The sequence below is a fragment of the Acidimicrobiia bacterium genome (genome assembly GCA_012959995.1).
GTDB lineage: Bacteria > Actinomycetota > Acidimicrobiia > Acidimicrobiales > MedAcidi-G1 > MedAcidi-G2B.
In genome coordinates this window covers 58256-70836 of the sequence record DUCC01000034.1, presented here as the reverse complement: position 1 = coordinate 70836, position 12581 = coordinate 58256, and the positions used below count along the sequence as shown (strand labels likewise).

Sequence of the window (12581 nt, the reverse complement as noted above, 5' to 3'; positions counted from 1 at the left end):
GTCGCTACCGGTTAGTGGTTCCGGCGCCCAGCGCCTCAGGAAGCGGGCGCTTAAAGGCGGCAGTTACTTCTTCTAAAGAGAGGTCCAACAAATCTTTAACCACGAAACGTTGCCCGGTCGCCAAACCAATACGAGCCGCCGGTACCTCTGCTTCGTCACACGCCGCCAACACTTCGGTTAAGCACTCGGGGTCCACCACCAACACCACTCGGCTGGGGCCTTCGTTAAACAGTGCTCGATGATCGGGGGTGCGGGCTAAAGAAATCCCTACGCCCGAACGGGCGGCCATTTCCGCTAAGGCCACACCTAACCCGCCAGAAGACAAGTCGTGGACACCCTCCAGCATTTGGTCAGCCACTAATTGGCGCACCAAGGCGGCTACTCGCCGATGCATTTCGTAATCAAGGGCAGGCAAGTCGCCGCCCGGAGCGTCATGGGCCGCGCCCCATAAAGACCCACCCAGGCCCGGTGCTTCAGGGCCCAACAACACCAAGCGATGCCTCTCTTTTAAGACCGCCCCCGGGGGGCGGTGCGTTAACTGGTCAACCAAACCCAGCAAACCAATAACTGGGGTGGGGGCAATGTCGTTGCCTGCTGATTCGTTATAGAGACTGACGTTGCCGCCCACTACCGGCACATCAAAGGCCAGGCAGGCTTCGCTCATGCCATCAATGGCCTCCGAGAGTTGCCACATAACTTCAGGGTGCTCGGGGTTGCCAAAGTTCAAGCAGTTAACCACCGCCAACGGCCGGCCCCCCACGCAAGCCAAGTTGAGTACCGACTCGGCCACCACTAAAGCAGTTCCGGCTCGTGGGTCAACGGCACACCAGCGGTGGTTTCCGTCGGTAGTTAGCGCCAAACCCCGGCCGGTGTCTTCCCCGGTGGTGGGGTGTTTCAGGCGAAGCACCGTGGCATCGTCACCGGGGCCGACCACGGTGTTCAAGAACAGTTGGTGGTCGTATTGGCTATAAACCCACGACAGGTCTTGCAATAAGTCCATTAGCTCAGCGCCGGGGTCAACCGGTGCCGCCAGATCATCGGCACGAGGGCCCAAAGGTTGCTCCGGAGCTTTTAGGGGGCGTTCATAAAGTGGTGCCGCATCGTGTAAAGAACTGGCGGGAATATCCGCCAACACCGGACCATCAAATCCTTCCAAAACGCGGAGTGCCCCTCCATCGGTTACTCGGCCAATAACCGTGGCTTGCACTTCCCAACGGGCACAGATTTCTAACACCCGAGCCAAAACCTCGGGCTCCACAATGGCCAGCATGCGTTCTTGTGATTCGCTGGTCATGACCTCGTGGGGTTCCATGCCTGGTTCACGACGGGGAATTGCTGTCACGTCGACGTCCATACCTACGCCACCCCGTGAAGCAGTTTCGCTGGTGGCGCACGCCAAGCCGGCGCCTCCCAAGTCTTGAATGCCCACTACCAATTTTTCGTCAAGAAGCGCCAGGCAGGCCTCGATAAGTCGTTTTTCTTCGTAGGGGTCGCCTACTTGCACGCTGGGTCGTTTATCCCCGTCGTCTTCTTCGGAGAACCCCGCCGAAGCCAACACGCTCACCCCGCCAATGCCGTCACGCCCGGTGGCGTTGCCCAACAACACCGCCAAGTTGCCTACCCCTGAGGCTTGGCCCAATACCAAACGATCGGTGGGCAGCAGGCCGAGACACAACACGTTGACCAAAGGGTTGCCTTTATAGGTGGCATCAAAAACTGTTTCGCCGCCCACCGTGGGAACCCCCACGGCGTTTCCGTATCCCGAGATACCAGCTACCACGCCTTCGGCGATCCAACGACTTCGGGGGTCATCGAGCGGACCAAAACGCAGAGGATCCATAAGAGCAATAGGCCGAGCGCCCATGGTGAAAATGTCTCGCAAAATACCACCGGCTCCGGTGGCTGCCCCTTGATACGGTTCAATAGCCGAGGGGTGATTGTGAGACTCGATGCGAATGGCCGCCGCTATGCCGTCGCCCACGTCAACCACGCCGGCATTTTCGCCCGGCCCCACCAACACCCAGGGCGCTTCGGTGGGCAACCGTTTGAGGTGGATGCGGCTTGATTTATAAGAACAATGCTCAGACCACATGACTGAATACATGGCGAGTTCTAAGGGGTTAGCGGGTCGAGCTAAAATCTCGTCAATATCAACCGCTTCGTCATCGGTCAACCCGAGGGCTCGATGTAAAGGCTCGTTCACGCTGCTCCTCGCAGTGGGCAAGATATAAAAAAGGTTTCCATTCGTCCAGCGCCTAACTGGCCAGCAAGGATCGGAGCAAAACGGCTCCATCCATGCTGCCTAAAAGTTCATGGCATGCTCGCTCCGGGTGCGGCATAAGGCCCACCACGTTGCGGGTTTCGTTACACACCCCAGCAATGTTCCCCAGAGACCCATTGGGGTTATCAACGTAAGTTAAAACAATGCGGTCTTCGTCTTGAAGTTGCTTCAATGTTTGCTCGCTGCAGGTGTAGTTACCTTCAAAATGGTTAATAGGGATACTTAATTCGTCCCCCACCTGGGCTTGGGAAGTTAGCACCGAATTGGCGCTTTCTACTCTTAATACTGAGGGTTGACAAAGAAATTTTAACCCTTTGTTTTTTTGTAAGGCCCCGGGCAGCAACCCGGCCTCGGTAAGTACTTGAAACCCGTTACAGATACCAACAACTGGGCCGCCCTTTGCCGCAAACTTAGCCACCCCATCCATAACCGGAGAGAACCGGGCAATGGCACCGGGCCGCAAATAGTCGCCATGGGCAAACCCTCCAGGGACAATGACCGCATCCACATCACCGAGGTCGGCTTCTCCGTGCCACAGCAGGCGACCTTGCGCACCCAAACTGGTTACTGCTTCAAGAGCATCGGCTTCACAGTTGGTACCGGGAAACACCACTACCCCAACCGTTGTCGTCACGAGGCCGCCTCTACCGTTACCTCGGCGTCTTCAATAACTGGGTTGGTTAAAAAAGATGCACAAAGTTCTTCCGCCATGGTTTGTGCTTCGGCCAGCGTTTCTGCTTCCAAAGTAAAGCGAATGGTTTTCCCTACCGTAACTCCTTCCACGCCCTGGTAGCCCAAAGCAGGCAGGGCCCGTTCTATGGTGGCGCCGGCCGGGTCAGAGATTCCTTCCCGGAGGCGAACATCTACTAAGGCGGAAAATTTCATATGGCTACTCCTTGGGTTCCCGGCCAGTCGGCAAAAGACCGTCCGGTGATTATTTCGTAAGCCTCTTGGTAACGCTGCGAGGTGGCGGCAACCACCTCATCGGGTAGCGGCGGAGGCGGCGGTTGTTTATCCCAACCCAAGCCACTTAAAAAATCTCGCACCGGTTGTTTGTCAAATGAAGGCGGCGTGGCCCCAGGTTGCCATTGGTCAGCGGGCCAAAAACGAGAGGAGTCGGGGGTAAGTACTTCGTCGGCCAGCACCAACTGGCCATCAATGACCCCCATCTCGAACTTAGTGTCGGCAATGATGATGCCTCGTTCCGCCGCCCAAGCAGCACCCTTTTTGTAAAGAGCCAACGAAACCTCTCGAGCCTGTTCCGCCAAGTCAGGGCCGATAAGCGCCACTGCCTCATCAAAGGAAATATTCATGTCGTGGCCCTCTTCGGCCTTGGTGGAAGGGGTAAACACCGGTTCCGGCAGTTGGTCCGCTTCTTTTAACCCAGTGGGGAGCGCTGCTCCGTGCATGGTGCCGCTGTCTTGGTATTCCTTCCAAGCCGACCCAGTTATGTAACCCCGCACAATGCACTCAATGGGCAGCATTTCTGCTCGACGACACAACATGATGCGCCCCGCTAAGTCAGGGTAAGGGTTGCCCCCCAGCAAAGGCGCTACCTCGTCAAGATCGGTAGACAGCAAGTGACTGGGCACCACATCGGCAAAGTAGTCAAACCAAAATTCTGACATAGCGGTCAGCACGCGGCCTTTGTGGGTAATGGGCTCGTTGAGCACCACGTCGAATGCCGAGAGGCGGTCCGAAGTGACCATGAGTAATTGATTTTGCCCGGCGTCGTATATGTCCCGAACCTTTCCGGAATGGACATAAGGCAAATCAATTTTCATCGTGACTCCTGCACGGTTGAGTGAACGTTAAAGAATTTTCTCTGGATAGTAGGCGGCGGCTTCGGGTCTTTCGGCGACCACTTCAGCGATGCGTGAAATAACTGCGTCTACCTGTGCACCAGCGTTACCAACAAAGACCGCTGGGTCGGCTAACAACGTTTCGAGCGCTGCTTGGTCAAGCGGCAACCGTTGATCGTTTGCTAAGCGAGCCAACAAATCGGTGCCCCCTTGCGGGTCTTCTCGGCGGGACAAAGCAGCCGCCACTGCGTGTTCTTTAATGATCTCATGGGCTTCTTCGCGCCCTAAACCGGCCTGCATGGCCGCCACCAATACTCGGGTGGTGGCTAAAAACGGCAGGTATTGGGTGAGTTCGTGCTCGATAACCGCTGGGTAGGCCCCCAAGTCGTCGAGCACGGTAAGAAATGTCTGAAACAAACTGTCAGCGGCCAGAAAAGCGTCAGGCAAAGCCACCCGGCGCACTACCGAGCAACTCACGTCGCCTTCGTTCCATTGGTCACCCACCAAACCTTCCACCATGGTTAAGTGGCCACGCAACACCACCGCCAGTCCATTTATGCGCTCACATGATCGGGCGTTCATTTTGTGGGGCATGGCCGATGACCCGACCTGGCCCGGTTGAAAACCCTCGGTAGCGAGTTCGTGGCCGGCCATTAGTCGCAACGTACGGGCCAAGTTTGCTGGTGCCCCAGAGGTTTGCACCAACCCGGCCACTACGGCAAAATCCAATGACCTTGGGTACACCTGGCCCACCGAGTTAAGTACTTTCTTGAACCCAAGGTGCTGCGCTACTCGATTTTCTAATTGCTCTACTTTGTCAATATCACCGTCAAAGAAATCCAGTTGATCTTGTTGGGTCCCTACCGGGCCTTTTAAGCCGCGTAGCGGGTAGGTGGCCAATAAGTCGGCGAGGTGCTGGTGGGCTAAAAGTAGCTCTTCAGCCACCGTGGCGAATCGTTTTCCGAGAGTGGTGGCTTGAGCAGGCACGTTGTGGGTGCGTCCCACCATGGTTTGATCACGGTGCTCGGCAGCTAAGGCCCCAAGGCGAGCCAAGGCAGCCACTACACGATCTAAAATTATTTCTAACCCGCGACGAACCTGGAGTTGTTCTACGTTTTCGGTGAGGTCCCGCGAGGTCATGCCTTTATGGATTTGTTCATGCCCGGCGAGGGCACAAAACTCTTCGATCCGTGCTTTGACGTCGTGGCGGGTGACCTCTTCTCGTTTACGGATAGAGGCTAGATCCACTTGCTCTACTACTGCTTGGTAGTCGGCAAGAGTTTGGTCGGAAATATCAAGACCTAATTCTTTTTGAGCCTCCATGACGGCAATCCAAAGTTGGCGTTCCAATATGATTTTGCCGGTGGTTGACCACAGATCGACCATGGGGGCGCTGGCGTAGCGAGAAGCAAGAACGTTTTCCATAATTATTTTCCGCCTTGTTGAGGCACCATTTCTTGTCGGTGGGCTTCAAGTTGGGTCACCAAGTTGAGGTCATTTATGGCCAAGATTTGCACCACTAGCAAAGCGGCATTCATGGCTCCATCAACGGCCACGGTGGCTACCGGAATACCTTTGGGCATTTGTACGGTGGCCAAAAGGGAGTCCCACCCATTTATGGCGCCACCCGAGAGGGGCACGCCGATGACCGGCAAGGTGGTGTGGGCAGCGACCGCTCCGGCTAAATGTGCGGCCATGCCGGCGCCACAAATTATGGCCGAGTAGCCGTTTTGGCGTGCCGTTTGGGTGAAGTCAGATACCAACGCTGGGCTGCGGTGGGCCGACATGACCCGCACATCGGCTTCGATGTTGTAGCGCTCCAGGGTGGTGGCCGCTGGTGCCATTTTGTCGGCGTCGTTGGGGGAGCCCATAAGGATGGCCACTTTGTAGTTCATACTTGTTCCTTTTTACTGTGCATTGTGTGGTCTCTTTCTATCATGGTGTCTCTTAAAGGTCAGTTGGTTGGGCGGCGATATCGGTGCGGCGTTGGATGCCGGGCCAATGAATGGTGTTGGCTCCTTGGTAGGCCTTTTCTCGGGCCTGTTCAATGCTGGGCCCTTGTCCGGTGACGGCCAGCACTCGGCCCCCGGCGGTTATTAATCCTTGGGGAGAGGCTTTTACCCCGGCGCAGTAAACGCTTATTCCGGGCAAGTTGTTTGCTTCTTCAATACCTGAGATTACCTCACCGGTGCGCGGGTTTTCGGGGTAGCCCTCGGTGGCACAGACCACAGTTACGGCGGCGCCGGTATCAAAAGTGGGAGGGGCTCCGAGTTGTCCGTCGGCGGCGCTTGCTAAAAGTTGCCCAAGGTCAGAGGTGAGGCGGGGCAGCACTGCTTGGGTTTCTGGGTCTCCGAAGCGCACGTTGTATTCCAATACTTTGGGGCCTTCGGGGGTGAACATGAGCCCACAGTAGAGCACCCCGCGGTAATCGATGCCTTGGCTGCCCAAGGTGGTCAAGGTGGGGAGAACCGCTTGGTCCATGAGTTGCTCAACCACCGCTTCGGTAGCCAGAGGTACCGGTGAGTACGCTCCCATGCCGCCCGTGTTGGGGCCCTGGTCGCCGTCTTTTTGGCGTTTAAAGTCTTGAGCGGGGCTTAAGGCAACGGCATTTTTTCCGTCACATATTGCCAGCACCGAAAGTTCTGGCCCGGTGAGCCCTTCTTCAATGACCACTGTTTGGCCGGCTGTGCCAAAAGCGTCGCCGGAAAGATAGTCACCAATTGCTTCGGCTGCTTCGGCCCGGTCGGTGGTGACCAGTACCCCTTTGCCGGCGGCTAAACCATCGGTTTTGATTACGAAAAGGTCGTGCATTTGGTCAAGAAAAGCCAGCGCTGCTGCATGGTCGGTGAACGACCCGTAGCGGGCGGTAGGCACGCCGGCTTTGTTTAGGACCTGTTTCATCCAGGCTTTTGATCCTTCAAGTTGTGCCCCATCGGCGCCGGGACCAAAAACTCGTTTTCCTTGGGCCCGTAGTTGGTCTGCCAAACCGTTTACGAGGGGAGCCTCGGGGCCCACCACAAAAAGGTCGGCGTCAATTTCTGTCGCAGGCGTCGCTACCGACCCGGGGATACCGGGGTTGCCCGGGGTTACCACAACGTCGCCGTGACGCCCCAGAGCCTGGGCCAATGCGTGTTCTCGCCCTCCGGAGCCGACGATGCAGATTTTCATCGTCCGGGTTCTTGCCTTCAGCTCGAGAAGTGCAGGACTTGTTGACGACCGGGGCCGACCCCCACCATGCCGATGGGTACCCCTACTTGTTCCTCTATGAAAGCTAAGTAAGTCTCAGCTTCCGCAGGTAAGTCGGAGCGTTCGGTTACGCCCGTAATATCGCATTGCCATCCCGGGAACTCTTCGTAAATGGGGGTTGCCCGGTGGAGTAAGGACTGATGGTAGGGAAGTTGTTCGTGGCGTTCGCCGTCTACGTCGTAAGCCACACAAACTTTGATGGTTTCGAGTTGGTCGAACACATCGAGTTTGGTGATGGCGAGTTCGGACAATGAGTTTACCCGGGAGGCAAAACGCAACATGACCAGGTCGAGCCATCCGGGTCGGCGGCGGCGGCCGGTGTTGGTGCCATATTCGTGGCCTACGTCAACCAGAAAGTCGCCGACGTCGTCAAAGAGTTCGGTGGGGAAGGGCCCAGCGCCTACTCGGGTTACGTAGGCCTTGGCGATACCAATTACCCGGTCAATGTGGCGAGGCCCGATGCCTGCGCCGGGGCAGGCGCCGCCGGCGATGGGGTTTGAGGAGGTGACGAAAGGGTAGGTGCCGTGGTCAAGGTCTAAGAAGGTGGCTTGTGCGCCTTCTAACAAAACCTTGCGGCCTGCTTCGAGTTCCTCGTGGATGAGACCCACACTGTCGGCAATATGGGGCGCCAAACGCGGGGCGCATTCTCCTAAATATTCGTCCATTATTTTGCTGGCCTCAAGGGGCAAGCGGTTAAAGACTCGGGTGAGCACCATGTTGTGGTGTTCTAACGCGGCATTCAATTTTTTTTCAAAGATGTCTTCGTCGAGCAAGTCTTGGACCCGCAAACCGACCCGCATTGCCCGGTCAGCGTAAGCCGGCCCGATACCGCGTTTGGTGGTACCAATTTTATTTTTACCCAGGTGACGTTCGTGCAGGGCATCGAGTTCCTGGTGGTAAGGCAAAATGAGGTGAGCATTACCGCTTACCCGAAGGCGATCAGTGCTTACTCCTCGGCTGTTCAGCATGTCCATTTCGGCTAACAGCACGCGAGGGTCAACCACCACACCGTTGCCGATGAGGGGAAGCACATGGGGGTAAAGCACCCCACTAGGAATTAATTGCAGTGCAAATGACTCCCCGTTAACCACCAAGGTGTGGCCAGCGTTGTGCCCGCCTTGATAGCGGGCAACCATAGACATTTCAGCGGCGATCAGGTCGGTGAACTTACCTTTACCTTCGTCGCCCCACTGCGTTCCGACGACTACGGTCGCAGACACGGCACCACTCCTCTTGTTACTCGGGTCCCTTACAGGGAGATCTTATCGGGCTAAAGCGCTGGCCTGAATTGATTTTAAGAAATTAATGGGTTTGATTTCAGGGTTAAATGTTGCGCGACTCACACTAAGGATTGTTGTTTTCCACAGGACTTGTGGAAAACACTCTCTGCCGCCGGAGATTCAAGGGTGCCGCTGGGGATTGCAACACGGCTGTAACACAATATTTCCCTGATTTTTAGGGGAAAAGTGAGACCTAGGAGCGTGGCGGACGGCGGTAAACAGCCACACTTTGTCGCAATGGCACAAGATCTCGCCGATATTGACGGTGTACTTCTTCGATTGCGTCGTTGGCTGCTGCTTTAACCTCAGCTAACTGGCGTTCCATTTCTGCCACCCGCATTTCAAGTTCCATAACCTTTTTTACGCCAACCAAATTCAAGCCCGTGGCCGTTAACTCAGCGATGCGACGAAGCATAGAAATATCTTCATCGCTGTAACGACGGTTTCCGCCGGTGGTTCGCGCCGGGTCGAGTAGCCCTTTGCGTTCATAGATGCGTAAGGTTTGGGGATGCATTTCGGCCAACTCAGCAGCTACGGAGATTACGTAGATTGCTTGGCGAGGATGGGGGCGAGAAGAAGGCATCAGGTTCTATTCTTTCACGCCATCGTCGGGCTGGCTAGGGGTTGGCGAAAAAGATTGTTCTAGGGCCTCTACCGCAGCCTTTTGTTCTTTGGTTAAATCTGTGGGGACATCCACTTCAATGGTGGCCAACAGGTCGCCGGTTCGGCTTCCGTTTTGTACGCCGCGTTTTTTAACGCGAAAGGTTCGACCGGTTGGTGTTCCCGGGGGAACCTTGACAGTGACCGCTGAGCCATCCAAGGTCGGCACAGTAACTTTTGCTCCGAGCACCGCTTGCCACCAGGAAACCCGGACAGTCACCGTGAGGTGGTTACCTTTACGGTCAAACACTGGGTGGGGCTCAACATTGATAACCAGAAACAGGTCACCATCGGGGCCACCGTTGCCAGGGCCTCCTTCACCTTTTAGGCGAATACGTTGCTCGTGTTTAACCCCCGACGGAATACGGACTTTGACCTCACGAGAAGTTGCCGCTCGGTTGGGGCCGCCAGCCAGCGAGACGGTGGTCGTTACCCCAAAAACTGCTTCTCGAAAAGGAAGCGACAGGGTGGTTTCTAGATCAGAACCTCGGCGTGAACGACCAGCGTTTCCTCCGAAACCAAAATCACCGCCAAAAAGATCACTGAGGTCAAACTGGCCACCACCGGGAAAACCTCCAGGGAAGCCCGCTCCTTGGTTGCCGAAGCCACCCCCCATGGGCCCCAAGCGGCGTGCTTCGTCGTACTCGCTGCGCTTTTTTTCGTCGCCTACTACGTCGTAGGCAGCAGAAATCTCTTTAAATTTGGCTTCGGCGGCGTCGTCGCCGGGGTTCGCATCTGGGTGAAGTTTGCGCGCCAAATTGCGGTAGGCCTTGGTGACTTCCTTGGCTGACGCACCTTTATCTACGCCCAAAGTGGCGTAGTAGTCTTTTTCAAACCACTCTTGTTGAATGGCCATGGGTCCCCCTAGCCACGTACCTTGACCATGGCGGGGCGAATTACTTGGCCGGCCCAGACATAGCCGTGACGCAGTACTTCGATCACTTGCTGTTCTTGACCCTCGGTGCCTTCTTCTCTCAACACTGCTTCGTGGCAGTTGGGGTCAAATAAAGAATCAAGGGGGTTAATAACTTCCAGGCCAGCCGCTTCCAGCGCCGAAAGTAAGGCTGTTTGTATTGGCAGTACGTCTTGTGCGGCGTGGTCAACTGCGAGGTCACAAGCATCGAGCACCGGAAGCAACTGGTTAACGAGGGTTGCTTGTGCTCGGCCGGCGACCTCGGCGTTACGCCGTTCGTTTTGTTTACGAAAGTTCGCAAACTCGGCGCTCACCCGTTGAAGATCCAACAGGTAAGCATCGCGCTCTTCGGCCATTTGCACCAGTGGGTCAACCTCTGCAACCTCTTCCTCTGCGGGCGTTGAGTTTTCTTCAACGATCTCAGGTTCTAAAGATTCAACGGTTTCTTCGCTCACTGTTCGTCAACGATCTCCGCGTCGACCACGTCATCGTCGGAGCCGCTTTCGGTTGCTTCATCAGACCCCTCAGCTTCGGCTTTCTGGGCGGCCGCTTCGTAGAGGCGTTGCCCAAACTCTTGACTGGCGGCCATGAGTGCTTCGGTTTCTTCAGAAATAGTTTCGTTGCTGGCTTCTTCGTTGGTCAAGGTTTCTTTTAGGGCAGCCAACTTGACTTCTACGTCAGACTTTTCGTCGTCAGTAAGTTCTTCGCCCTGGTCGATCAACAATTTCTCGGTCTGGTACACCGCATTGTCGGCGTTGTTGCGGGTTTCTACCTGCTCTTTACGCAACCGGTCTTCGTCGGCATGTGCTTCAGCATCTTGCACCATTTGTTCAATGATCTCAGCGTCGAGCGACGATTGACCGGTGATGGTGATGGATTGCTCGTTGCCGGTGGCCCGGTCTTTGGCCGAGACATGCACAATGCCGTTGGCATCGATGTCGAAGGTGACCTCAATCTGCGGGGTGCCACGAGGGGCTGGGGGGATATCCACCAACTGGAACTTGCCTAAGGTCTTGTTGAATTGAGCCATCTCTCGCTCACCTTGCAGCACGTGAATCTCTACCGAGGACTGCCCGTCATCGGCCGTGGAGAAGGTCTCTGATTTTTGAATGGGGATAGTGGTGTTGCGATCAATGAGTCGGGTCATAACCCCACCTTTGGTTTCAATACCCAAAGAAAGCGGGGTGACATCGAGCAAGAGCACATCTTTTACTTCACCGACCAGCACGCCAGCTTGAACTGCCGCACCGATAGCTACTACTTCATCGGGGTTGACGTTTTTTGAGGGCTCTTTGCCGGTGATTTGTTGTACCAGTTCGGTGACTGCTGGCATGCGGGTAGAACCGCCCACCAAAATCACGTGATCAATTTCGCCTTTGGTCAGGCCAGCGTCTTTAACCGCCTGTTCGAACGGTGAACGGCAGCGCTCGAGGAGGTCGGCGGTGAGTTCTTGAAACTTGGCTCGCGTCAAGGTGTAATCCAAGTGCAAGGGGCCGGAGTCTGTTGCGGTCACGAAAGGCAAGTTGATTTGTGTTTGTTGCACTTGCGAGAGTTCGACTTTGGCTTTTTCGGCTGCTTCTTTAAGACGTTGTTCGGCCATGGGATCAGCGCCCAAGTCGACACCATGGTCATTTTTGAACGAAGTAACCAGCCAGTCAATGACTTTTTGATCCCAGTCGTCGCCGCCCAGGTTGGTGTCACCATGCGTAGCTTTTACTTCAAAGACTCCGTCGCCGATTTCTAATACAGACACGTCGAAGGTGCCGCCTCCCAGGTCGAAAACCAAAATGGTTTCATCGGTGGCGTCGCTTTCTAAACCGTAGGCCAGGGCTGCTGCGGTGGGTTCGTTGATGATGCGTAGTACTTCAAGGCCAGCAATTTGCCCTGCTTCTTTGGTGGCGGTGCGCTGAGCATCGTCGAAGTAAGCCGGGACAGTAATTACTGCTTTGTCAACCGTGGTGCCCAAGTAGGCCTCGGCGTCTCGCTTGAGCTTTTGCAGGGTACGGGCCGAGATTTCTTGTGCAGTATATTTTTTGTCGTCTATTTCTTGGGTCCAGTTGGTGCCCATGTGGCGTTTTACCGAGCGGATGGTGCGTCCTGGGTTGGTGATGGCTTGACGCTTGGCCACTTCGCCAACCAGAACTTCGCCGTCTTTGGCGAAAGCCACTACGGAAGGAGTGGTGCGAGAGCCCTCTGCGTTGGCGATCACTACTGGGTCGCCGCCTTCCAAAACGCTGACTACCGAGTTAGTGGTTCCGAGGTCGATGCCTACTGCTTTGCTCATGATTTTTCCTTTATTTCGTCGTTTTGTATTAAACTTTGCGATCTTTACGTGGGCCGGTTCGGTTGTTTGGGGGTAAACAACCGGCCGACCAGTCAGGGTAGGGGTTATCTGACCT

Annotated in this window: 12 protein-coding genes; all 12 read right to left on the bottom strand. The window is 55.7% G+C overall.

Features of this window, described 5'->3' with window-relative positions; translation table 11 throughout:
* Window positions 1-4: 4 nt before the first annotated feature.
* Complete coding sequence (gene purL, locus EYQ49_09215; protein ID HIG26051.1) at window positions 5-2293, bottom strand: phosphoribosylformylglycinamidine synthase subunit PurL; 2289 nt, start codon at window positions 2291-2293, stop codon at window positions 5-7.
* A complete protein-coding gene (gene purQ / locus EYQ49_09210) occupies window positions 2256-2915 on the bottom strand; it encodes a phosphoribosylformylglycinamidine synthase subunit PurQ (GenBank protein HIG26050.1) in 660 nt (219 codons plus the stop codon). The genes purL and purQ overlap by 38 nt, the downstream gene beginning before the upstream one ends.
* Window positions 2912-3166: a phosphoribosylformylglycinamidine synthase subunit PurS gene (gene purS, locus EYQ49_09205; GenBank protein ID HIG26049.1), complete on the bottom strand. Its 255-nt coding sequence runs from the start codon at window positions 3164-3166 to the stop codon at window positions 2912-2914. Before purS ends, purQ begins: the two co-directional genes overlap by 4 nt.
* Window positions 3163-4065 (bottom strand): phosphoribosylaminoimidazolesuccinocarboxamide synthase, encoded by a 903-nt coding sequence (locus tag EYQ49_09200; GenBank protein HIG26048.1) that lies wholly within the window; start codon window positions 4063-4065, stop codon window positions 3163-3165. The genes purS and EYQ49_09200 overlap by 4 nt, the downstream gene beginning before the upstream one ends.
* A gap of 27 nt (window positions 4066-4092) precedes the next feature.
* Window positions 4093-5508, bottom strand: a complete 1416-nt coding sequence (locus EYQ49_09195; GenBank protein ID HIG26047.1) for an adenylosuccinate lyase — start codon at window positions 5506-5508, stop codon at window positions 4093-4095.
* Window positions 5509-5510: 2 nt separating this feature from the next.
* Window positions 5511-5978: a 5-(carboxyamino)imidazole ribonucleotide mutase gene (gene purE / locus EYQ49_09190; GenBank protein HIG26046.1), complete on the bottom strand. Its 468-nt coding sequence runs from the start codon at window positions 5976-5978 to the stop codon at window positions 5511-5513.
* Between the two features lie 52 nt (window positions 5979-6030).
* Window positions 6031-7251, bottom strand: coding sequence for a phosphoribosylamine--glycine ligase (purD, locus tag EYQ49_09185; protein HIG26045.1), 1221 nt, complete (start codon window positions 7249-7251; stop codon window positions 6031-6033).
* Between the two features lie 17 nt (window positions 7252-7268).
* The gene (locus tag EYQ49_09180; protein HIG26044.1) at window positions 7269-8549 is read right to left on the bottom strand and encodes an adenylosuccinate synthase; all 1281 of its coding nucleotides are present in this window, start codon (window positions 8547-8549) and stop codon (window positions 7269-7271) included.
* Between the two features lie 253 nt (window positions 8550-8802).
* Window positions 8803-9192, bottom strand: coding sequence for a MerR family transcriptional regulator (locus tag EYQ49_09175; GenBank protein HIG26043.1), 390 nt, complete (start codon window positions 9190-9192; stop codon window positions 8803-8805).
* A gap of 6 nt (window positions 9193-9198) precedes the next feature.
* Complete coding sequence (locus EYQ49_09170) at window positions 9199-10125, bottom strand: hypothetical protein (protein HIG26042.1); 927 nt, start codon at window positions 10123-10125, stop codon at window positions 9199-9201.
* An 8-nt stretch (window positions 10126-10133) separates the two neighbouring features.
* The gene (locus EYQ49_09165; GenBank protein HIG26041.1) at window positions 10134-10637 is read right to left on the bottom strand and encodes a nucleotide exchange factor GrpE; all 504 of its coding nucleotides are present in this window, start codon (window positions 10635-10637) and stop codon (window positions 10134-10136) included.
* Entirely contained in the window at window positions 10634-12466 is a 1833-nt protein-coding gene (dnaK, locus tag EYQ49_09160; protein HIG26040.1) for a molecular chaperone DnaK, read from the bottom strand. The genes EYQ49_09165 and dnaK overlap by 4 nt, the downstream gene beginning before the upstream one ends.
* Between the last annotated feature and the right edge of the window lie 115 nt (window positions 12467-12581).

What these genes read in the sequence shown, in the direction of transcription:
- purL (HIG26051.1), bottom strand. Translation starts at nt 2,293, where the DNA reads ATGGAGCCGTTTTGCTCCGATCCTTGCTGGCCAGTTAGGCGCTGGACG.
- purS (HIG26049.1), bottom strand. Translation starts at nt 3,166, where the DNA reads ATGAAATTTTCCGCCTTAGTAGATGTTCGCCTCCGGGAAGGAATCTCT.
- EYQ49_09200 (HIG26048.1), bottom strand. Translation starts at nt 4,065, where the DNA reads ATGAAAATTGATTTGCCTTATGTCCATTCCGGAAAGGTTCGGGACATA.
- EYQ49_09195 (HIG26047.1), bottom strand. Translation starts at nt 5,508, where the DNA reads ATGGAAAACGTTCTTGCTTCTCGCTACGCCAGCGCCCCCATGGTCGAT.
- purE (HIG26046.1), bottom strand. Translation starts at nt 5,978, where the DNA reads ATGAACTACAAAGTGGCCATCCTTATGGGCTCCCCCAACGACGCCGAC.
- purD (HIG26045.1), bottom strand. Translation starts at nt 7,251, where the DNA reads ATGAAAATCTGCATCGTCGGCTCCGGAGGGCGAGAACACGCATTGGCC.
- EYQ49_09175 (HIG26043.1), bottom strand. Translation starts at nt 9,192, where the DNA reads ATGCCTTCTTCTCGCCCCCATCCTCGCCAAGCAATCTACGTAATCTCC.
- EYQ49_09170 (HIG26042.1), bottom strand. Translation starts at nt 10,125, where the DNA reads ATGGCCATTCAACAAGAGTGGTTTGAAAAAGACTACTACGCCACTTTG.
- dnaK (HIG26040.1), bottom strand. Translation starts at nt 12,466, where the DNA reads ATGAGCAAAGCAGTAGGCATCGACCTCGGAACCACTAACTCGGTAGTC.